This window comes from uncultured Aquimarina sp. (genome assembly GCF_947492965.1).
Lineage (GTDB): Bacteria > Bacteroidota > Bacteroidia > Flavobacteriales > Flavobacteriaceae > Aquimarina.
Genome location: NZ_CANLOZ010000001.1, coordinates 79,793 through 102,068, shown reverse-complemented (window position 1 = coordinate 102,068; position 22,276 = coordinate 79,793). Strand labels below are relative to the sequence as shown.

The 22,276-nt window shown below is 31.7% G+C and carries 23 protein-coding genes; 9 read left to right on the top strand and 14 right to left on the bottom strand.

Annotated features, from left to right (window positions below):
• Position 1: 1 nt before the first annotated feature.
• Complete coding sequence (locus Q1B37_RS00470; RefSeq protein ID WP_299894220.1) at positions 2–721, bottom strand: flavodoxin family protein; 720 nt, start codon at positions 719–721, stop codon at positions 2–4.
• Positions 722–1,019: 298 nt separating this feature from the next.
• On the opposite strand from Q1B37_RS00470, the gene Q1B37_RS00465 reads away from it, so the two are divergent.
• The 4 genes from Q1B37_RS00465 to Q1B37_RS00450 all read left to right on the top strand — a co-directional run bounded on the left by Q1B37_RS00465 (position 1,020) and on the right by Q1B37_RS00450 (position 4,786).
• Positions 1,020–1,595 (top strand): hypothetical protein, encoded by a 576-nt coding sequence (locus Q1B37_RS00465; protein ID WP_299604565.1) that lies wholly within the window; start codon positions 1,020–1,022, stop codon positions 1,593–1,595.
• Positions 1,596–1,719: 124 nt separating this feature from the next.
• Positions 1,720–2,865: a DNA topoisomerase IB gene (locus Q1B37_RS00460; RefSeq protein WP_299894219.1), complete on the top strand. Its 1,146-nt coding sequence runs from the start codon at positions 1,720–1,722 to the stop codon at positions 2,863–2,865.
• Positions 2,834–3,730, top strand: a complete 897-nt coding sequence (locus tag Q1B37_RS00455) for a mechanosensitive ion channel family protein (protein WP_299604570.1) — start codon at positions 2,834–2,836, stop codon at positions 3,728–3,730. Before Q1B37_RS00460 ends, Q1B37_RS00455 begins: the two co-directional genes overlap by 32 nt.
• A gap of 24 nt (positions 3,731–3,754) precedes the next feature.
• Entirely contained in the window at positions 3,755–4,786 is a 1,032-nt protein-coding gene (locus tag Q1B37_RS00450) for an AI-2E family transporter (protein ID WP_299894218.1), read from the top strand.
• Positions 4,787–4,804: 18 nt separating this feature from the next.
• On the opposite strand, the gene Q1B37_RS00445 is transcribed toward Q1B37_RS00450, so the two are convergent.
• Genes Q1B37_RS00445 through Q1B37_RS00430 form a run of 4 tightly spaced genes read right to left on the bottom strand, consistent with a single transcriptional unit; the run spans position 4,805 to position 5,942 of the window.
• Positions 4,805–5,299 carry a hypothetical protein gene (locus tag Q1B37_RS00445; RefSeq protein WP_299894216.1) on the bottom strand — a complete coding sequence of 165 codons (495 nt, stop codon included), beginning with the start codon at positions 5,297–5,299 and terminating at the stop codon, positions 4,805–4,807.
• A 10-nt stretch (positions 5,300–5,309) separates the two neighbouring features.
• Positions 5,310–5,462: a YqaE/Pmp3 family membrane protein gene (locus Q1B37_RS00440; RefSeq protein WP_299604576.1), complete on the bottom strand. Its 153-nt coding sequence runs from the start codon at positions 5,460–5,462 to the stop codon at positions 5,310–5,312.
• Positions 5,463–5,492: 30 nt separating this feature from the next.
• Positions 5,493–5,705 (bottom strand): hypothetical protein, encoded by a 213-nt coding sequence (locus tag Q1B37_RS00435; RefSeq protein WP_299894214.1) that lies wholly within the window; start codon positions 5,703–5,705, stop codon positions 5,493–5,495.
• 24 nt (positions 5,706–5,729) lie between these two features.
• Complete coding sequence (locus Q1B37_RS00430; protein ID WP_299894212.1) at positions 5,730–5,942, bottom strand: DUF2945 domain-containing protein; 213 nt, start codon at positions 5,940–5,942, stop codon at positions 5,730–5,732.
• Between the two features lie 381 nt (positions 5,943–6,323).
• Between Q1B37_RS00430 and Q1B37_RS00425 the strand changes: the two genes are divergently transcribed.
• Entirely contained in the window at positions 6,324–6,773 is a 450-nt protein-coding gene (locus Q1B37_RS00425; RefSeq protein WP_299604584.1) for a PA2169 family four-helix-bundle protein, read from the top strand.
• Between the two features lie 150 nt (positions 6,774–6,923).
• Here Q1B37_RS00425 and Q1B37_RS00420 read toward each other — a convergent pair whose 3' ends face one another.
• Positions 6,924–7,928 (bottom strand): AraC family transcriptional regulator, encoded by a 1,005-nt coding sequence (locus tag Q1B37_RS00420; protein ID WP_299894210.1) that lies wholly within the window; start codon positions 7,926–7,928, stop codon positions 6,924–6,926.
• Positions 7,929–8,184: 256 nt separating this feature from the next.
• Here Q1B37_RS00420 and Q1B37_RS00415 point away from each other — a divergent pair, with 256 nt between their 5' ends.
• The gene (locus Q1B37_RS00415; RefSeq protein ID WP_299894200.1) at positions 8,185–8,886 is read left to right on the top strand and encodes an SOS response-associated peptidase family protein; all 702 of its coding nucleotides are present in this window, start codon (positions 8,185–8,187) and stop codon (positions 8,884–8,886) included.
• Here Q1B37_RS00415 and Q1B37_RS00410 read toward each other — a convergent pair.
• From Q1B37_RS00410 to Q1B37_RS00400, 3 genes are all read right to left on the bottom strand, one after another.
• A complete protein-coding gene (locus Q1B37_RS00410) occupies positions 8,876–9,217 on the bottom strand; it encodes a hypothetical protein (RefSeq protein ID WP_299894198.1) in 342 nt (113 codons plus the stop codon). The two genes, Q1B37_RS00415 and Q1B37_RS00410, sit on opposite strands and share 11 nt — an antisense overlap.
• A 114-nt stretch (positions 9,218–9,331) precedes the next feature.
• Positions 9,332–10,351: a helix-turn-helix domain-containing protein gene (locus Q1B37_RS00405; RefSeq protein WP_299894196.1), complete on the bottom strand. Its 1,020-nt coding sequence runs from the start codon at positions 10,349–10,351 to the stop codon at positions 9,332–9,334.
• A gap of 180 nt (positions 10,352–10,531) precedes the next feature.
• Positions 10,532–11,575 carry a helix-turn-helix transcriptional regulator gene (locus Q1B37_RS00400; protein ID WP_299604598.1) on the bottom strand — a complete coding sequence of 348 codons (1,044 nt, stop codon included), beginning with the start codon at positions 11,573–11,575 and terminating at the stop codon, positions 10,532–10,534.
• A 199-nt stretch (positions 11,576–11,774) separates the two neighbouring features.
• On the opposite strand from Q1B37_RS00400, the gene Q1B37_RS00395 reads away from it, so the two are divergent.
• The 3 genes from Q1B37_RS00395 to cls all read left to right on the top strand — a co-directional run bounded on the left by Q1B37_RS00395 (position 11,775) and on the right by cls (position 14,016).
• The gene (locus tag Q1B37_RS00395) at positions 11,775–11,939 is read left to right on the top strand and encodes a DUF1328 family protein (RefSeq protein WP_299604601.1); all 165 of its coding nucleotides are present in this window, start codon (positions 11,775–11,777) and stop codon (positions 11,937–11,939) included.
• Between the two features lie 27 nt (positions 11,940–11,966).
• On the top strand, positions 11,967–12,149 hold the full coding sequence (locus tag Q1B37_RS00390) for a hypothetical protein (protein ID WP_299604604.1): 183 nt from the start codon (positions 11,967–11,969) through the stop codon (positions 12,147–12,149).
• 445 nt (positions 12,150–12,594) lie between these two features.
• A complete protein-coding gene (gene cls, locus Q1B37_RS00385) occupies positions 12,595–14,016 on the top strand; it encodes a cardiolipin synthase (RefSeq protein WP_299894194.1) in 1,422 nt (473 codons plus the stop codon).
• An 8-nt stretch (positions 14,017–14,024) separates the two neighbouring features.
• Here the strand turns inward: cls and Q1B37_RS00380 are convergent, their stop codons facing one another.
• Genes Q1B37_RS00380 through Q1B37_RS00360 form a run of 5 tightly spaced genes read right to left on the bottom strand, consistent with a single transcriptional unit; the run spans position 14,025 to position 22,259 of the window.
• Entirely contained in the window at positions 14,025–14,912 is an 888-nt protein-coding gene (locus tag Q1B37_RS00380; protein WP_299894192.1) for a DUF6268 family outer membrane beta-barrel protein, read from the bottom strand.
• A 33-nt stretch (positions 14,913–14,945) separates the two neighbouring features.
• A complete protein-coding gene (locus Q1B37_RS00375) occupies positions 14,946–15,749 on the bottom strand; it encodes a phosphatase PAP2 family protein (RefSeq protein WP_299894191.1) in 804 nt (267 codons plus the stop codon).
• 17 nt (positions 15,750–15,766) lie between these two features.
• Entirely contained in the window at positions 15,767–19,489 is a 3,723-nt protein-coding gene (locus tag Q1B37_RS00370; RefSeq protein WP_299894189.1) for a metallophosphoesterase, read from the bottom strand.
• 10 nt (positions 19,490–19,499) lie between these two features.
• A complete protein-coding gene (locus tag Q1B37_RS00365; RefSeq protein WP_299894188.1) occupies positions 19,500–21,029 on the bottom strand; it encodes a GH3 auxin-responsive promoter family protein in 1,530 nt (509 codons plus the stop codon).
• 6 nt (positions 21,030–21,035) lie between these two features.
• Positions 21,036–22,259: a Pycsar system effector family protein gene (locus Q1B37_RS00360; protein ID WP_299894186.1), complete on the bottom strand. Its 1,224-nt coding sequence runs from the start codon at positions 22,257–22,259 to the stop codon at positions 21,036–21,038.
• Positions 22,260–22,276: the final 17 nt, after the last annotated feature.

Genomic DNA, 22,276 nt, shown 5'->3' with positions numbered 1-22,276 from the left:
CTTAACGGTATTCGGGATTATCAAAACTCCATCTATTACCATTGTCCCAGTCTTTTCTAGAATTGCCATAAGCCGGAAATCCATTTTCTTTGTTCAAAATATAGGCTAGGTTTAATAAATTATAGGTCATAAATGTGGTATTCCTATTTGTAAATTCATTATTCTTTGCATTCGACTCCTCATCTAAATAACTTGGTCCAGGACCTGCTTCTCCTATCCACCCACAATCTGCCTGTGGAGGAATTGAAAACCCTAAATGCTGAAGAGCATATAAAATTCCCATTGCGCAATGCTTAATTCCATCTTCGTTTCCAGTGATAACACATCCTCCTACTTTACCATAATATATATATTGCCCTTTATCATTCATTTCTCCACTCATTCCATATAACCTTTCAATTAATTTAGTTGCAACAGATGATTTTTCTCCTAACCAGATGGGGGTTCCTATAACGATGATATCTGCTTCCATTATTTTTTGATAAATTTCTGGCCAATCGTCCTTTTCTTTTCCTTCTTCCTTCATATCTGGCATCAATCCATAAGCTATTTCATAATCTACCAATCGCAAATACTCTACCGATACATTTTCTGATTTCATAATATCCATAGATACTTTCATAAGACCTTCGGTATGGCTTTGCTTCGAAGAATCTTTTAAGGTGCAATTGATATAGATTGCTTTTAGCAATGAATAGTCCATGGTCTTCTTTTCGCTCATTATATATTCTTTTTTAATTATACCCTCACAATTTCTCTAATCATTTTTACCCATTTAGATGCGATCGACACAATTTTTAACCCAAAACATATTCTGAAAAATTTTAAAAGTGCACTTTTTCAAAACAGTTAATCATAATCGTAAATGCGCACACCTTTAGCCCGTACACATTATAATTTTGTAACTATAAAATTGAGCTATCCATAATATAAAATTCAAAAAAACATTTTTAGAGCAAATGTGATATGTAACTTACTAGATAGCTTTTTTAAATTTCTAATCTTTAAACATTTTTATTATGAAAAATTTTATAGGGATATTTATGATTATCCTTTTAATGAGTAGTTGTGATGTACAACAAAAAAAAGAGGCCAAGTTGCCTGAAGTGGATGTAGATGTGGAAACCGAATCAGGACAATTACCAACTTTTGATGTGGATTGGGCTGACGTAAATGTAGGTACCAAAACCAAAACAGTAAAAGTTCCTAAAGTAGTTATTGCGATGGAAGAAGTAGAGGTAGAAGTACCTTATGTAGATGTAGACATGCCAAACTCTGGAGAAAAAGAAGAACTAACATTAACTGTAGAAGCTGAAGTAAGTGATAAAGAACATACTATCGAAATTCAGGAAATCGTAGCTACAAACAATAATTTATATGTTATTTCTGAGCTAAATGAAACTGATCAAAAAATAGGAGACAAAACAATGCGCGTTTCTGATAGAGTAATTTTAAATGCTCCTGATCTAAATGTAAAACATATTATTGCTGGAGAAAAGCCAGATGAAGTGTTTAACGATCAATATAAATATGTAAAAGATATCGCTGAATTTAAATCTACTTTAGACAATACAAAAGTGATTTACACGAGATAGATTATAATTAGGGTTAATCAAAAATGATCTCTTTTATTAAATAAATAATTAGAGGTCATTTTTTGTTTAAAAAATATGCTCTTACCCTTTTTACCAATAATTCCAAAGTTTATAGTATTCATTTATGCAGGAAGTAATTACAAATACCTCTTCTATACAACAGCTAATAAAGCATCCGGAACAAGTGATTGATAAATTTAATCTCTTGTATGTAAACGACCGTGATTTAGATATTTTCCGTCATAAGGACGGGAATAGATTTATATACAAAAGATCTGGCAAGCTTATATCTGAAAAAAATGAACTCTTTAGAATTGAAAACCTTAAAATCCCGCCTAATTGGAAGAATGTACGAATAACTTCTATAAAAAATGGTCATTTACAAGCTACTGGTAGAGATCAAAAGCACAGAAAACAGTACCGTTATCATCCACTTTGGAAAGAAATCAGAAGTCAAACAAAGTTCTACAAAATGTCGGATTTTGGAGAACAACTTCCTAAAATCCGTAAACAAGTAGATAAAGATCTGGAACTAAAAGAATGGTCTCGACAAAAGGTTTTAGCACTCATTATAAGACTCATGGAGGAGACTCATATCCGTATCGGTAATACTCAATATGCTAAACGAAACAAAACATATGGATTGTCTACTATGAGATCTCGCCACCTACAGATAGAAAAGGATAAGTTAAAATTTGAATTTACAGGTAAAAAAGGCAAAAAACACTCTATCACCTTGCGGAACAAAAAATTAATCCGATTGGTAAATCGATGTGAAGAAATTCCTGGATGGGAATTATTCAAATTCTATGATCAAAAAGGAATAAAACATACAGTAGACAGCAGCATGGTGAATAATTACTTGCACGATATTTCTGGAAGCATGTTTACAGCAAAGGATTTTAGGACTTGGTCTGCCAACAAATTGTTTTTTGGAGAGCTCCTAGATTTAGGTGTTGCTAATAAAGAAAAACAAGTCAAAAAAAATATTCTGAAAGCTTATGATGCAGCTGCAACGGGTCTGGGCAACTCCAGGAATGTATGCAAAAAACATTATGTACATCCAATTTTAGTATCAGCTTATGAAAATGGATCTATCCATCAATATTTCGATAAGATTCATGAATGTACTATTGCTAGAGACCATTTCTCTACCTCTGAGTACTATATGCTATCCTTAATTAGGAATTATACCCCCAACTTCATAAAAACGATTTCAAAACAAAAAAATAACAATAATGGAAAAAAAATTCATAGACGCCTGGGATAAAATGATTGAAAAATTAGGATCTTGGATGGATACTATTGTAGTTAATCTTCCTAATGTCTTAATAGCTATATTCGTCTTCATATTATCATTGATCGCCTCTAAGTATATAAGTAAATTAATATTACGAGTTCTTAATAAAAGTAACTTAAGACCTTCTATGAAGAATTTGATATCCAAAATCATTTCTATTTTGGTAATCGCAATTGGTCTTTTTTTAATTTTAGGGATACTTAATCTTAGCAAAGCACTTAACACTATTTTAGCTGGTGCTGGAGTAGCTGGTTTGGCAGTAGGTTTAGCATTGCAAGGAGCACTCGCAAATACTTATTCTGGGATTGTACTCTCTTACATAAAGAATTTAAAGTTTGGTGATTGGATAGAAACGAATGATTATGAAGGAGAGGTTGTAGATATTGATTTGCGTGCAATAACAATAAAACAAGTAGATAACAACCTAGTTTACATTCCAAATAAATTAGTAGTGGAAAACCCGATTAAAAACTATTCTACGACATCGCAATCCAGAGTTATTTTAGAATGTGGTGTAGGCTATGAATCAGACCTTAGGTTTGTTAAAAAACTTACTATAGATACTATTGTTAATAATTTTGACGCTGTAGAAAACAAAGAAGATGTTTTGTTTTTATGGAGAGAATTTGGTGATAGCTCTATTAATTATGAGTTGCGATTTTGGATTAATTCTACCTCTGCGTTAGAAGTAGCTAAAGCAAAAAGCGAAACTATGATGTTATTAAAAGATGCTTATGACGAAAATGATATTAATATTCCATTCCCAATCCGTACATTAGATTTCCCGAAAGAGTTTACTATTGGTAACGAAAAGGATGTATCTAAAAACCAATAATAGAAACAGCACTATATTGAACATATGAAAAACATAAGCCCAAATATTATCAGGCAGATTTTTATCCTCTTGCTAATCCTATTATTAGGAGGGCTAATATTTAGAGAAATATTACCTTATTTATCGGGTATACTTGGAGCAATTACCATATATGTAATACTACGAAAATGGATGGTTCTTCTGGTTAGAAAAGGATGGCATCCAGATCTTGCGGCTGGTGTATTATTAGTAATATCATTTGTTGGAATATTAGTTCCGATTATTGGACTTATTTTAATGTTGAGCAATAAAATTGGAAATGTAACCGAAAACTCAGAAAAATTTATACGCGCCGTTAAAAAGCAATTAGATACTTGGGAACATCAAATTGGATACGATATTAGTTCTCAAATCGATCCAGATAATGTTTCTTCATGGATTGCCGAAAACCTTCAAAATTTGGCAGGTGGAACTTTTAATGTATTTATAGCTATCGGAATCATGTATTTCTTATTGTATTATATGCTTACAAACCGCAAGAAATTAAGAGAATCTCTTTTTGAATACATTCCTATCAATGACGGAAATCTAAAAATTATAGGAGACGAAAGTCAAAAGATGGTACGATCTAATGCCATAGGGATTCCATTGGTTGCCATTATCCAAGGATTGGTGGCACTAATTGGCTTTTTTATTTTTGGAATTCCAGATCCTCTTTTTTGGTTTGTGATTGTAACTGTAGGTTCTATGATTCCGTTTATAGGAACGCTAATCGCTATTATTCCGATCTTCATGATAATGCTATCTAACGGAGAAACTTTTCAGGCATGGGGAATTCTAATATACGGATTAGTAGTAGTTGGGTCTTCTGATAATTTGGTTCGTTTATTTGTATTAAAAAGACTGGATAATGTACACCCAATTATCACTTTAATAGGAGTGATAGTTGGTGTACCACTTTTTGGATTTATAGGGTTAATTTTCGGACCTTTATTGATTAGCCTTTTTCTTATTGTTGTTCAAATCTATAAATCCGAATATGGCCAATCCGATACTGGAGGACAAGATAAGCTTTGAACACGATTTCATGTGAAATCATATCAGACTACTATACCTACTTCTGTTATAATTTTGATGATAACACTTTCTTTTAAACATTTGAGCTACCTTATTCCCGTCGATTCCATAAAATATGAGTGATGTGGAGATTTTGGTTAGGACCTCCAAAATATCTAAAGGAATATTTTTAATGTTTAAGCAATTAATGCATTTCTGGATTAACTTTTGGTCGTGATCTAAACATTCTTCCATCAATTCTAAATACCCCTGTTTTTTAATATGTAATCCAGCGTACAAGTCATCTATATCAAATACGTGTTTTCGTTTTTCTACCTCAAAAACACTAAGTCCTATTTGTTTTTGTTCAAAAACTTCTACCAGTTTATTAATGTATCCATTTCTAAGGATATTTTGATGATTTAAAAATCGTAAAAGTTCTGGGTTTTGGACTTTTTGAGATGCCACAAAATATTTACGTTCTGATAGAAACATTGATTTTAAAACATCCTGCAATTCATTAACATATTCCATAATGACTTAATTATTGATTAACAATAAAAGCATGAATTACTCCTGGAATCCAACCTATAATTGTAAGGAGTAAACTAATTAAAAATGCAGTACCTAGACCGTGCTTTAAGAAAACTGCTAAGGGTGGTAAAAAAATATTTAAAAGTATTGTTAGTATAGACATTCGATTAATTTTATAAGGTTTATCATTATTTTATTTTTCGATTAAATAGACTTGTGTGTCATTTTTAAGAACATGAGTTCCATCAGCAACACGAATAAATAAAGCTAGACGGGCTTTCCTGGATGTATTAAGGATACTCTTTTTCACTTCTCGTCCGATGGAATACATATGTATTCCTTCAACAGTACCAGATAAAATTTTACTTCCTTGATTCCATTTAACCGTCATTCCTTTTTCTATCATGGTTTCAAATTTTATATAGAATTACTATTCTACTCTCTCAACTTCTTCTTCACTTTTTAGTACATGATCTCCATCCTCTTGTCTAATATATAGAGCTTTATTTCCTTGTTCACCATTTCGTGAAACTTCAGTTCCTTTGATGGTTTTGGTAATTTTATCAGTATAGGTTTCCACTACTTTACCTTCAGCCATTCCATTGCCCCATTTCCATTTAACTATAGTTCCTTCTTGTATCATTTTTTTTGGTGACAATTTGCTTTTTTAAATAGTTATAATTTGATTCAAACGGAATTTTTATTAACCCAAAACGATTCTTTAAAACTATACGCACTTTAAAAAAAAGTTAAAAATCATATGAGTTAACTTTTGTTCTATTTGAACCATTCTTTTTCCTAAATCAGAAATAATTTAGTGGCAAGAACCCGATGATATGATATTAGAAGCGCTTTTAATTTTTGTATGTGGATTTGCAACAGGAATAATTTTGGTTGTCCTCAAAGGATTTCTCAAAATTAATATCAGATATATTTTTTCTAAGAGAAAAATTAGAAATATAAGATGATTTATCGGTAATCATCCTAAAACAACATACCGTATAACTTAAAATTTAGTATAAATATGGAAACATATTCTGAAAAGGTAGGAAGTAAATTAAATGATCTATTAGAGAAGACGTATGATGCAGAAAAAGGCTTTAAGAAGGCCGCAGAAAACGTAAAACATTCGTCTCTTAAGAACTATTTCAATCAAAAAGCTCAAGAGCGTTATGAATTCGGTCACGAGCTAAAAAGTGAAATCAAATCCTTTGGGCAAGAAGTAGATAAAGGAGGAAGTATAACAGGAAATTTACATAGAACATGGATGGATGTTAAATCTTTAGTATCTGGTAATAATGAAGAATCCATGTTAGAAGAAGCCATAAGAGGAGAAAAAGCTTCTGTAGAGGAATATGAAGATGTTCTTGCAGAAACTACACTACCGCCAAGTACACAAACTATCTTAGCAAAACAGAAACAAAAAATAGAACTCGGCTTATCTAATATAAAGAGATTGGAAGACCTAAATTAATTCTACGATTCCCTGTTAATTAGTTGTAAAAGTTCCTCTTATAAGTCTTTTATCCCATGAAGGTTTGTAAGGGGGACTTTATTTATTGACAGATTAATTAAGGTATTAAAATTTTAAAAAAGGGAATTTTATTATTAAGAGGAGTAATGATTATGATGTTTTTTTTAGTTTATATTCTTTTGGACTACAGAGATATTTTTTTTTAAATATCTTACAAAAATAACTCCTACTTGTGAGCCCAACGGAGTATACAATTTCTGAAATCGATAAATCTGTATTTCTTATAAGTTTTGCGGCTTTTTCTAACCGCACATTGCGTACAAAATCAGATACGGTTCTTTCATAAATAAATTTAAACCCTTCTTGTAATTTTGCTGGAGAAATACTAGATTTAAGACATAATGATTTAATACTATGTTGAATTTCTGGATGATTTCTAATGAATTCCCCTAATGCTGAAATAGAAGTTAATTCGTTTTTTAGTAAACCAGTAGTGTTTGATTCATTTTCGATTTCTGTATAAAACTGCTCTATATGTTTAGCCAGGATAAGATAATATCTCCCCTTTTGAGAAAGTAATTCCGAAAACTCAATACTATGTTCTATACTAAATAACAATTTTAGTTGTTCGGCTATTTTTAAATTATAATTTCCTAGATGAAAACACTTTGATGTATTCTTTACATTGAATAATAAATCTTGAATTTTCTTATCAAAAAGGTTGTTTTGAAGGTTTGAGTAATCGAAATATTCATTTTTATCAATACAAATTATATTAAACATAAATGAACAATTCTTTTCTATATATATCTTATTAGTTGAAAAGTTATTACTGTGTGCAACTGCAGTATGATATTGTTCTATTTTTAATTGTTCAATAAACTCATCCGATCGGTGATAATAATATCCTTTCAGACAATATAAAAATTGTATAGAATTAGTTGTAATAGAATTTATTGGCAACATCAAATCTTTGAACAATTTGATATCAAAATCGTACGTATACAGACCTTTCTGTAAGTTTGTGTATCTAATATGACCAACCCCTATTGATGAATCAATGACAAGTGTATGAATATTATACTTTGTTTGAACACTTCCATGAAAAAGTTCATTTAGAGTTTTTAACTCTGATGGAATATTTGAAGTATTCATTTTTACACTTTTCATGTATTCATGGACAACATTTATCTTGTTGAATTTTAGAAGTTTAGCATTTTGTACTATTTGCAAATTTAATCCGCAAATAAACAATTCTTTATCTTTATTGGGTTTTTGATTGACTCTATCGCATAAAAAAATAAACGACTACTAATAATTTCTAAAAAGCATTTAAATGCGTTACTAATTAAATGATACGAGATAACTTTGTCTTGTATATTTTTTTTACTTGCAATCGTAAGAAGAAGAGATGTTTAAAAAAATTGCAAACATAGCAGATAAGGATACTATAGAAACTGAATTTAAAATTAAATACAAGTTTCCAAAACTTTATACCCAAAAATCCGTGATTGACGGTACTAGTGAATCAACAATATCCATTATTACTTCAGAAAACTTAAACAGCATATCTTTTGGTATTTGGGGTCTTTTGCCAAGTAACTATCAAGATGAATGGTCTGATTTTCAAAAAGTTTACAACACTCTTCATGTAGAGAAAGAGGAACTACATACGAATTTAGTGATAAAAAATTCTTTTGATATAAGGCATTGTGTAATAATCATTACAGGCTTTTACATATATCATTTACATAATGGAAATCTTTACCCATATTACGTTTATCAAAAAAATAGAAAACCATTTTTAGTAGCAGGAATTTATAATACGCTCGATGATGGGTTTATAACCTGCAGTATAGTAACTTCAAAAGCTACTGGAATTGTGCAAGCCATCCAAAATCTTTGTAATTCAATGCCAGTTATTATTACCAACAAAGATTACAAAGCATGGTTAAATTCAAAATTAACACTTAACGAAACTAACGAACTTTTGGACAATGCAACATCATCTGAATTAACAGCACATCCAATTGCCAAAGAGTTTTTTAAAAATGATATTTCTTTTGAATCTATGCTAGCCCCAGTTTATTACAACGACATTCCTATTCCCTAATATTTTCGATATCAAAATTTTCTCCAATTATTTCTTCTTTAATAGAACCTATATCTATTTTCAGTGTCATGGGAATCACTCCGTATTTTGGGCCTAAGCCATCGGTTAAGAATTTTCCGACGTATTGGTTTGCAAGGATCAAACTTTCAAAAATAAAAATACCTCCAATGGTTTTGGTTTCATCATTTGTATAGCAGAAAAACGATATCAATCCCTTTGTTTTTTTTAAAATGCGTTTCCGTTCCGTAGAGATCTTTTCCAGCTCTTCGATTGGCAACGTAGTTTTAAATTTTAGATTTACTAGTGTTCTTTCCTTTTGTGTTAAGGTCATATTTATTAAGATTTGGACAATATCTATCCTTTAAAATGTAATAATTACTACATTTTAGCAGATAGGTTTTAGCATTTAGAATTTGTATTAGTATTCCAAAAACAGCTCTTTCTATTACTCTTTCCTTACTTTTTTCCTGTATTCTGTTGGTAGAATTCCATAGCGCTCAAAGAAGATTTTAGAAAAATAACTTCTACTTTTTAAGCCTATTTTATAAACGATTTCTGATATAGAATCGTTGGTATTTTTGATATAATCTCTAGAAATTTCTAGCTTTAATTGTCTTATATACTCGTTAACAGATTTTGAGTACAATACCTTAAAACCCAATTGTAATTTCTTAGGGCTCATTCCCGCTCGTGTAGCCAGCGCACTAACGGATAACGGTTCTGAAATGTTATCCATAATATATCCCGATAATTTATGAATCCTTTTTATATCGTATCTGGACAATGATTCTGGAAGTCCCAGATTATTTTCATAATTATAATGTTCTAACATTTGCATAGCCATGATCAAATTTAACTGACCCTCTATAGAAAGGGTTCTTACAATTCCATGATCGTAACTTTCCTGCAATTGCTTGATCTGATCCGCAATTTTCAAATTGTAATTTCCAAAATGCTTATACGGCAAAACATTTTCTTCTTGATTGAATAAAGAAAGTAAACCTTTGCTCAAATAAGTTAGGTTGTTATTTCTTTTCTTTATAAACTTACCAGGCAATACGTAAATGAAGTTTACTTTTACACTAGTATTATTTGGAAAAATATAAGTCTCTTTAGATAACTTTTCACTGGAAATGATAATGTTTTGATAACGTTCGAAAGAATATGATCCTTCTCTGGAGCTGTTCTGGTACTCTAAACTACCCTCGGATATAAAAATAAACTCTATAGGGCTTGCATTGCCAACACTAAAGATAATCTTAGTGTCCTCGGTAAAGTTGACGTTGTAATCCACTAAAGTAATTCCCCAATCAAAGGCGATACTTCTTATAGATCCTTTTCCAAATCTATTGTCAAATTCTAGAATATACTCTCCCCATTGTTCTACAATATTACCGTCTAAGAATTCATTAAGTTGTTGTAAAATTTCCGCACCATCAATACTTCGTATTTCGATTCTCTGCATTTCTTGACTCAATCTAACTTGTAATTTAGCTTTTGTACAAAGAAATTAGATTTAGCCTAAACAGATTAACAATTTTGAAACTTATACTAACACTATTGGTCAGTTTTGCATAAGGAAAAATAGTTATAACAAGGGATTGGAAGCTATATGTACTGAATAAAGTTGCTCTACATTAGTAGTTTATGCAGATTTAGAATCATCTTTATTACCTCTCACTTTATCTAAGTAATTTTTTGGAGTCACACCGTACTTCTTCTTAAATAATTTAGAAAAATAACTTCTAGAATTAATACCAACTTTATAGGTGATTTCGGTTATATTAAGATCCGATTCTTCTAATAAATCTTTAGCTTTTTCTATCCTAAAGTTTTTAATAAACTCATTGACCGATGTGTTATATAATTTTTTAAAACCACTCTGAAGTGTATTTTGATTAAGACCAACTCTTTTTGCAAGATTAACGATATTGCCAATACCTTCTATTTCTTCTTCAATAATTGTTACTGCATTTTCAACAGCTTCGATAGTAGCTTGTCTAATTATTTGGCGTTTATCTGGATCTTTTAAATCATCCAAATACTGTTTTAGGAGTAATGTTAATATTTCATATGCTTTCCCTTCTAAATAAACCTGTCGCATAAAACCAGAAAGCTCGCATTCTGTAAATTCTGAAATAAGTTTCGAGATGTCTAGACTATAATTATTTTTACTGTAAAATGTATTGATTCCATTCACATCGCGAAATAGCATTCTGAGATCGTCATGCATATCGGGAAGGAACGATTCTATCTTTTCCTCAAACAGTTTTCTATTAATTTCTAAACTAAAAATACAAATTGGATTACCCGACGGCACCTTAAAAATATGATTATTTGAAGGGGTACTCGCTACAATAATGTTTTCTAACCTTCGTATCTCCTGAAATTTCTCTTCTTCTTCAAACTTATGAAAGATACTAGATTCTCTATTAAAAATTAATTTTAAAGGGTGTACTACTCCCTTTTGTAAATGAAATTGAAATTCTTTTTTTAATAAATAGTCTGTCTCTACAACTCCAACTCCAAAATCAAATTCAAAAGATCGAACGTACCCAGAGCCCAATTCTTCTGGTATACGTATACAATATTCTCTGTTAATTTGTTCATAGTCCACTCCCAAATCATTGGCCATGTCTATGACAATATTTTGAGTCTTTTGATCCTTTACTGAAATCTTTTTTTTCACTTAGATGATTTGTTGTATAATATAAAGATAATCTAATTTAACGAAGTCTTTTAAATTCTATGACCGAAAAGTAAAGGAGTTAAGATCTAAAGTGATACAGTTAAACAATTCCTCTTGATTTAAAGACCTTTACAGCAGTTAAGGTTTGAAAATCAAACCACTCTTTACAGAGCAAGTTAAATCATTAAAAACACACATTATGTTACGTTGGACCGTCATTTTTGTCATTTTAGCAATAGTTGCAGGAATATTTGGATTTGGAGGAATCGCTGCAGGAGCAGCTAGTATCGCCAAGATATTATTTTTCCTATTTATAATACTCTTTTTAGTATCCTTAATATTTGGAAAAAGATTCAAAGCCTAACCAATCCAAACCTTAAATAATTATATGATGAAAAAAACATTTATAACCATAACAACAGTGTGCCTGTTACTTATAGGATTCACTAGTTGTAGAGAAAAGAAAACCACTGGAGAAAAAATTGAAGATGCAGTAGAAGAAACCACGGATGCAGTAGAAGATGCAGCTGATGAAGTTGGAGATGCTGTGGAAGATGCTACTGATGACAATTAATATTTAAATATTAATTGTAAAGAAAAAAACAGGTGATTCTAGGGGTATGGTAATTGCCTGTTTTTAAAATAACCAATTCTAAAAACGCACTCATGAACAATATTCCACTAAAAAAAATTGTAAAGTACACTATAAACTTTTTTATAGTGCTATTTTTATTTATGTGTATTTACTTTATAAAAGTGCTAACCTAACTCTAGTTTAATCAAAAAAACATACTCCTGAATATCCATTCTTTGAATTCATCTCAATTAATAACTCAATATATATATTATAGATAAAACTGGGATAAATTTTGTTACTACAAGATTCCTAAAAACCAGAACCTTCTTCGCTTTTTTAAAGTCTAAAAAAAGAAATTATCTTTTGAACATTTATTTTACTAATTTCAATTTTTGAAGTTAATATTAGTATAGAGGCTTTTCAACAAGATCACATATTAAATATGATATATATTCTATGTCTTTATGGACTCCTAAATTTTTTTGCTACACTACATATCATATTGTATGGATCGAGACCTACAAAATCCTTAAGTTGGCTACTCATTATTTTACTTTTTCCATTTATTGGTATCATTCTTTATATCATTTTTGGAATCAACAGAAGAAAATTTAAATTTTTCAAACTAAAACAAACAGTACGAAGACGTCTTTATAACGAAAGTTTTAATCAAGAACTTATAAAAGAATACCAAAGCCAATTCGACGATAAAATATGCTTCAAACTATCGCAATTGATGAAAAAAAGCTCGGGCTTCACTACACTTTCTGGAAATGAAATTAACATACTACAAGATGGAAAAACGACATTTGATACCATTTTTACAGCACTAGAAAAAGCGAAAAAATTTATTCATCTACAATATTACATCTTAGAAGAGGGCGAATTAGTAGAAAAGTTATATCAAGTAGTAAAAGAAAAAATACAAGAAAATGTAGAAGTCCGCATATTATATGATGCCATTGGCAGCTATTCTCTGAAAAAAAGTACTATTTCGAAGTTTAAAAACGTAGGTGTAAAAATATTCCCTATAATGCCATTGCATTACGGTAGCTTTTTATTCACTTTAAACTATAGAAACCATCGAAAAATACTAATCATTGATGGTGAAATAGGATTTACTGGAGGTGTAAATATTTCTGATAAATATATCAATCCTGAATCCGATTTGGGCATTTGGGATGATACTCATTTATGTCTTAACGGACCCGCAGTTGATCATTTACATCGAGTTTTTATAAAAGACTATTACTTCGCCAGTGATAAAGAATTGCTTTTAACAGATTATTATCTTCCAAAAATAAAAATGGTAGATGATGTGCCTGTCCAGATAGTCTCTAGTGGTCCAGACTCTGATCATCCATCTATAATGCAGCAGTATATCACAATGATCAACCTAGCCGAAGAGTACATCCATATTTCTAATCCATACTTTATACCTAATAGTGCCATGCTGGAATCTCTGAGAATAGCAGCATTAAGTGGTGTAAAGATTAAATTATTAATTCCTAGAAAATCAGATTCCTGGTTAGCTAAATACAGTGTACTTTCTTTCTTAGAAGAATTGCTTTTCCTTGGGATTGAAGTATATCAACAAAAAGAAGACTTCTTGCACAGCAAATTAATTATTATAGATGATAAAATTGCCTCGGTAGGATCAGGAAACTTTGACCATAGAAGTTTTGAACATAATTTTGAAACCAATGTGCTAATTTATGATGAAAACGTTTCGAGAGAACTAACTAAGCATTTTATTGAAGATTGTGATACGAGCACTCAATTGGACTATGAATGCTTTAAGAACAGGCCTCTAAAAATGAAATTATTAGAAGGTATTGCTAGATTTTTTAATCCACTATTGTAATACAATTTTTAGAGTTTCAATTTTAAACCTCCACGGATATAGAAACTGTTTTGATCGTTTAAGGTTAATACATTTTCTTGATCGTCATTTCTAAGCCTAATATCATTTAAAATTGTAAATCCTCCATACGTATAAAAAACAAGGTTTTTAGTAATAAATCGTTCATAACCTAAGCCTGCTAATACAATTGTCATTGATATATTATGAGCAACTTTTTCTTCTGCAGTAATACTATCATTAAAGTTTCTATTGTTTTGAATATTGGCAAAAAATCCATCCAAGGTAGCGAAAGCCTGAACAGCATTCTTTTTCTTAAATCGATATTTGATATTAGACTTAGGAACTCCCAAAACAAAAGACCAATCAGGTTTAAATTCTCTATAATAGTTAATAAAAGGTAGTGGAAATGGTCTTCCTGCTGTGGTAGAATAACGGATCCCTAAAATAAGCCTCCAAGGTTTTGGGATCTCTTTTTTTGTATGGTCTTTTATGAAAAAAACTGATCCGGTAAATAAGATATCATCCTTGTCAATTTCTCCATTTTCAAAATTCGACGCTACAATTCCTCCCAATTGTGCAGCAAATCTCCAATCATTTTTTAATTTAAAAGTATATCCTAAACTTGCTTCAAACGAGCTGAATCGTTCCAAATCTGTTTTATCAAAATTCACTTCATCACGATACCTAAAGTTAAAATTTCTGTATTCTATTCCAGGAATCAGGTAGCTACCCTTATCATTTAATTTGATAGGATACTTTATAAATGTCCTGAATCTTCTAAAAGAATTATCACTATCTCTTTGCGGAAAATAGGTGTATTCTATCCTAGCCAAATCAGAAAGTTGGCCATACATCGTAAATGAACATAAAAAGAAAAGGATATAAAGTCTATGCATAAATTTTTAAAAGTTTAGTATTAAACAATAGTTCTAGAATCGATACGAGATACGTAGATTTTGTTCTCTAAAGCCTATGCTTGGTATTATCTTTAGGTTTCTATTCTTTTTTTTATGTAATTCTGGAACTAACACTCCCGTTAATGCACCAATTGTGTACCCTAGAATTACATCTGAAAGAAAATGTTTCCCAGATTGGATTCTAAAGTATCCTACTGCGGCAGGAATAATTGCAGCGCCAGCCCATACAAAAGGTTTTGCTTTAGAATCGGGAAAAAAATCACTAAAAACCTTCGCCGCAAAGAACGTTGCTGTTGCTGATGCAGCAGCATGACCACTATAAAAGGATCTCTGAGAGTCTTTTGATAATCGTTCGGATAAAGGAGCTTCTTCAGAATACACTAAAGGTCTAGGCCTATTTACTAAACCTGCAGTTATTGTAAAAAGTGCTCCCGTAGTAGCCATACTTTCTACAAGCATAATTGATAATTGACCTGCATGTCCTCTAGTATCTCCATTTAACAAGAATAAAAATGGAGTAGCAAAAGATGTATAGAAAGGAATATCACTTACTTTATTTATACTTTCAGAATAATTGCCAGCTGCCCATCTATCAAAAGAAGGTATATCATCTCTACTAAGATCATTAAGCTCTTGCTCATTAATCCCTTCCTTATTAACCAATAGCGTAAAACCGTATACGGATCCTGCCACACCTAAGGTTGTCCAAGCTCCATCAACCCATAAGTCGGTTTCGTAGGGTGAATCCTTTTGCGAATAACTATTTACTGTACAAAAAACAGTTAATAGAATTAATGTAAATGTTCTAACTATCATATGATTTGTTTTTTTGTTTAAAAATTAAATGAGAATCCAAATGAAAACCTCAACCCATCTTCACCTGTAAATAAATTTAGAGTACCCTGAATAGCATCTGTACTATTCAACCAAAATCCACCTCCAAAATCACTATGCCAGGTATTTGTGATATCTGCACCTTCTAACCACACTCTACCCGTTCCAGTTCCTACGAATACTCCAATTTGTAATGGAAGAAGACGCGTCTTAAATTGATCGAAACTGTACCTTAGGTCTACATTTCCTGCTAGAGCACTCTGACCAGAAAAACGTTGATTTCGATATCCTCTTAGTAGATTTTCTCCACCAATCTGAGCAGATTGATAGAACTCATAATTTCGTCCAATATTAAAATGTCCTAAAACTGCAGTTTTAAGTACTAGTTTCCTGTTTCTAATTATTGAATTGTAGAACCCTAAATAAGGTTTGATATAACCGTATGCTCTCTCAGAATCTTCTAAATTTAATTTACCACCTGCCTTCACTTCAAACTTCATTCCCTGAGTAGGATTCACATCCACATCGTAACTTTCATATCGATATGTAGTCTCTGCTCCTGCAAACCATAACCGATCAAAAACTCGGCTATTCCCTTCGGTAAAAATGGACTCAGAAATAAATCGGTCAGGAGTCTGTTCGGCCTCAACACCTTCTATAGAAATACGATGATTAAAATAACTTCCGAATCTTCCTAGTTTTACTACACCAATATGGCCTCCGTATCGACTTAATCGAACACGATTATAATTGAAATCTAATTCGTCCTGATTATTTTGACTATCATTACCAAATCCAAAAAAGTTGACAGCAAAATTCGGGTTGGAATACAATCCCGAGATTTCTACATTATAATCTCCTAAAAGCCCAGCAAATTCTCCAGTATATTCAATATCGAAACTTTGTGTCGCAAAATAATACCCAAGTCTTATTTGATGCTGACGTGTAAACGGATTTCTAAAAAAACCGTTAGAAGTGTATGTATTTGATAATCCTAATCTGACTCCATCATCCGGATTAAATCCAACAGTTGGAACGATTGAATTACTATTAAAAATCCGTTGATCCTTATTGAAATGATTTACTTCATAATTATCGGTAAACCTAAAAGATGCACCGCCTTTTTTCTTAACTGTATTTGGTTTTGTTTTATGATCATATACCGTAATTTTTCTTCCTTTCTTGATATTATATATATCATTATTTTGACCTCCTATTATTCTAATTTTAATAGGGTTTTCTGGTTTTCCTGATACCTCAAAAACATCATCATCATCCAAACCATAAATCCATATTTCCTTCGTATACTCTTTACTGTATATTTTCTCATTAACAATATCTGCTTTTTCACCATCCTTGATTCTAGAAATGGTAATTTTAGTTTTACCCTTAGGGAGCCTTTCTATTTCTATATAATCATCTTTATCCGTTCCTGTAACTATTGCTAATTTTGCCAAGTACTCATAGTAGCGCTCTGCTATATTTACCAAGTTATCTCTACGTCCTTTTAATTTAGTGACGATGTCAGTCGTTGTTTCATTTTGCACTTCAATAGGAAGGTGAGTAAAAGCTTCCTCTATATCTTGATCACTTAAATTGTTCTTTATGTATGTTGCTTGTTGAACCCAATTGTCTTTACTACTATTGTTCAATAGAGACCTATCCATTCTAAGAGCGGATATATTCATCCACTTTTCATCTTTGATATCATCGCCATACACCTGAAATTGGTTTGCAAAGCCAAGTAAACCACGAAGTGTTCCTAAAAAAGCTCCGTCGAAATTAGAAAACACCTGATCTCGATCTCTAGGGATCGGTTTAAAAAGTCTATTCCCATTTTCTAGTTTGTATTCTGACCATCTCCATTGATCCTCATGTCTATCCCAATCTCCTATCAACATATCAAATAATCGCGCTCTTATGTAAGCAGATTCATCGAGTTTGTATTTTTCATCTCTACGCAATCTTTCGAAAAGGTCATTTGTACTTTCTATATCATCAGGTTCTCCAAAAGATTTCAAATCTTTATGACCCTCTTCAGGACGTTCTTCTATCATATATAATTCGTCTCCATAACTCTTGTTATAGTCTTTTAAAGCTTCCTGTTTGGGTATATAATAAAGCTTTGGATTCGTGTGAAAAACACCTACCGCATCTGCTAATTTTGGAATTGCCAGAAAGGCAAATGGATGTGCAGCCGTGTAGAAATCTTGCAAAATGTCTTCTGAAACCGTGTTTTTTAGAGAATTACCTACGTAGTTATCTTTAAATAAAGTAGACTGTAGAAACAACACACTACTTTTTCTAAGTGCTCGCATATTATATTCTCTACCCTGCTTATCCACCAATCGTAAGGATCGTGTTTGATGACCTCCACCTCTTCTAACTACTGTAAGACCTCCATAAAGAGTGTCTAATTGGACAACGGGTGTTTCGATTTTAGTCCCATATAATTTTCTATAATGATCTCCCCATATTCCTTTATAAAATTCGGTGCGCCTAGTCCCTTCCAGATTATAAACTGACGCTTTTATTTTATTATTTGTAATTGGTTTAAGAGAAGAAGTATCGAACTTTTTATTGGCAGGAAATATTTCTTTGGTATATACTAATTCTGGTTTCCCATCTTTATTCACAAAAAATGACACTTCTGATGAACCATCCGTGTATATATTTAGCTTGGCAAAACCTTGCGCTCCATAGGCAAACAATCCATTGTTTCTAAGTGTTGCATATGAATTTTTAGATCCAGATCCTGATACGATCTGTTTTATACTACCTTCTTCTATATATTGCAAGGAATGTTCATGACCTGATGCAAATATGATATTTCCCGCAGTCGTTGCATTTGCTAAAGTCTCTAATCGATTAACCAGTTGTTTATATTGCTTATTTAAATTATCCTGACTAGAAACACCTCCACTGGTTCTAATCAACAATGATAAAGATGCTAATCCTGGTAAAGGTATTTTCTTTTGTGAAGGAAATAGATGTTTTTCTAAAGCGAAATTACCTCCATGGACTCCATTTGTGTAAAGAGGATGATGTAGGGCAAACAGAATAGTTTTGTTCTGATTTTTTTTGAATTCACTTTCTATTTCCAAGAACAATGCTTCTCTGGTCTTAATTTCCGGGCAGTTATCATTTATAGTAGGATGTTTGTCCCAATCTTCTAAAAACCATTGCGAATCAAATAATATCAATTGTACATTTTCACTAATCTCAATACTTTCTAATGCACATCCTGTCTTTGGTTTAAAAAGTTTATTATCATCTAATTGATCCTCTATATAATCTTCTTCTCGTTTTAATCCTTTAAGCCCTTTGTTGTACCAATCATGATTCCCTGGGATAAAATATACTTTACCACCGAAATCCTTTACCGCTTCAATCTGTGCGTCCAGTCTATGCTCTGCTAACTTTCTTTTCTTGCTTTCTTTATCAGGCATTCCTTCTGGATAAATATTGTCTCCTAAAAAAATTGTGTAATCTCCCTCTTGCGGATGCTCCTCTATGTATTTTTTTAAGGCTGTTAATCCTAAGGTACTTTGATTGGGCTTAGCATATCCTGCATCACCTATTAAATAAAAAGTTTTGTCTACTGTTTTTTCAGCAACTAAAACCCCAGATTCATCGAAAGGTTCTCGATATTTAGGCTCATATGTTGCACAACTGCAGACAATGAAAAGAATAAGACTATAACATGTATTTTTAAAATTCATAAAACGATTTCTATTTTGATATTTTTTCTGAGACAAAGGATTCCCATTCCAAAAATTTCTCTTCAGACATGACTCTTTCCATTTTTACCTGTCCCCCTTTTTTCTTTTGAGTTCCGCTCCATTCTGAGAAAATGGATACAGGAACTGTTGTAACTTTGACTCCTTTGAGAGATTTACTTCTAGCAACTTTATAGTTTTTGTTGCTATTTTTTAAAGATTGGTCTAAAGCTTCGGCCAACTCTTGATCATTAATCTCTGTCTCTATACCTAAATACCAACAGTGATAAAATTCGCCATCAATTCTTTTTGCGGATAGAGTAAATTCGGGTATTTCTGTATTAAATTTTTCTTCTAGTTCCCGAAGTGCTGTATTCATTTTGTTGACTGATAACTGAGACCCCACGACATTTAAGAAAAACTTAGTTCTTCCTGTGATTCTTATTTCAGCTCTATCAATATCTGTAAACTCAATAGTATCGCCGATGATATATCTCCATGCTCCAGAAACCGTACTAATGATTAACACATAATCTTGATCTGTTTCCACTTCATTAATTGTGATGGAAGGTGCATTCTGTTTAAGGGATCCATCTGGATTGATATATTCGGGTTTAAACGGCACAAATTCGAAATAAATACCATTATCAGTAATTAACTTCATGGCATCCGTTTCCGGTCTCTCTTGATAGGCTATAAATCCTTCAGAAGCCAAATAAGTGTCAATAACAGTGATGGGTTGTGCAAGTAATTTATTAAAGCTTTTTTCATAGGGTCCAAAAGCTACTCCTCCAGAAGTATACACCTGTAAATTTGGCCATATTTGGTGTATGTTATTAAGCCTGTAATACCTTATAATTTCCTGCAATAATAACTCCATCCATGAAGGGATTCCACTTAGTGCTCCTATATCCCATTCTTTTGCATGCTTGACAATATGTTTTACTCTTTGGTCCCAGTCATCGATTCTAGCAATTTCTTTTCCTGGTTTATAATACCCTTCGAACCAGAAAGGAATATTACTAGCACTAATTCCACTAATTTCTCCTTCTAAATGACCATCTTTCTGTTTTAAATCTGTGGAACTTCCTAACATCAAGATTTCTTTCTCAAAAAAAGCGGGTGGTAAATCAAAATTTGCAAGTGCTTCTACCTGCTTAATTCCTGCTTTACGAATTGCAGTAATCATATCTTCGGTTACAGGAATTCGCTTACTTTTTTTACCGGTAGTTCCAGAGCTTAATGCGAAATAATCTGGATTTCCTGGCCATGTCACATTCTCTTCTCCTTCTACCACTCTTTTCCAAAAATCATGATGTATTTGATGATAATCACTATAAGGAACTCTTTTCGCAAAATCTTTCTGAACCTCTTCTGATTTAGCTAGAGAATTAAAATCATACTTTTCTCCAAATTCTGTTTTTTCTGCCTTACGTAATAAATCGATGAGTACTTTTTTCTGGGATTCTATGTGATTAGGTTCATTTGATAATGCTCCTTTTAAATCAATGGCTCCTTTAATTAATGATCCTACAATTTCCATAAACTTCTATTTTGTTATTATTGGTTTAGCAACCTGCTCCGCAAAACTCATATCAGCAAAAGCCACAATAAATGCGATAACAGAAAGAATGATTCCGATTGTAAATACTATATAAGTTACCTTCAGTAGTCTGTATTTCTTTTTTAAAACAATCCCCAATAGATAGAGATCTTTTGTGAGCATTTTATAGACATATTTTTTATCATTAATCACTTCATCAATAGCTTCTTGGTAGCGGTCATATGGCATTTTGAAAAAATTCCCAAAAAACAAAAGGTTCACTTTTCTATTTTTCACTTGTTCTTTTGTGAACTCGCCTCCTGTTACTTTAGGTTGTGTTGATCTTATAGAAAGAATAATGGATGCCACACTAAACAAGATTAGTATAAGACTAGGAATCATTAAATGTCGGTTAGATGGTGCATCTAGCTTAGGAATCAAGTTTGCCAACGCAAGAGAAATAATAATCGCATTTACAGAAAGAAGAATATTTGCTTTTGTATCTGCTATATCACTTAACTTTATATGATTTCTAAGGGTAACTCTATATAGTGTTTGAATGCCTCTTTCAGGGCTTTCATTTTTATATTTAACTTTTAATTTTGCTTTTAGCTTTTCTTTATTTCTTTTTCTAATTCTCTTTTTTTTCTTCTTCAGAATTGATAATAAGTTCTTGTGTTTCTCTGGTTCCCAATGCTCTACTGCATATTTTGTATAATATCGATGCTCTTGTGTAAATAACTTTATATTTTCTTCTCTCCATTCTTCGATACTATATTCACAAGTACCTTCTAATTTTAATTCCTGAAGCAATAAATTACTAACCTTATCAAAATATTTCTTGGCTAAATGAGAAGTATCTGCATCTTTTAAAATCTCTTCACACTCGTTGATAGGTGGTTGATCAATTCTTGTTGCCAGAATGCAGTCAGTAATCAAAGTGATCTTTTCTGAACTTATTTGTTCCTTTTCCAAAAAGTCTCTAGCTAAATCAGCACTTCTTTCTTCGTGATTTTTGGAACCTTTTATATAGCCCGCATCATGAAACCAAGCAGAAATCAATACAATTTCGTGCAACTCTTCTTTAATATCGCTATGCTCCAATATTTCTAAAGCAGCTGTAACTACTCTTTTTGTATGCAAATAATTATGATACAAATAACTAGGTGAAAGCTCCTTTTTAAAGAGCTTAAAAATGTATGTTTCTGATTTTTTAAGTATTGATTCCATGTTAGTAAATTCCTTGA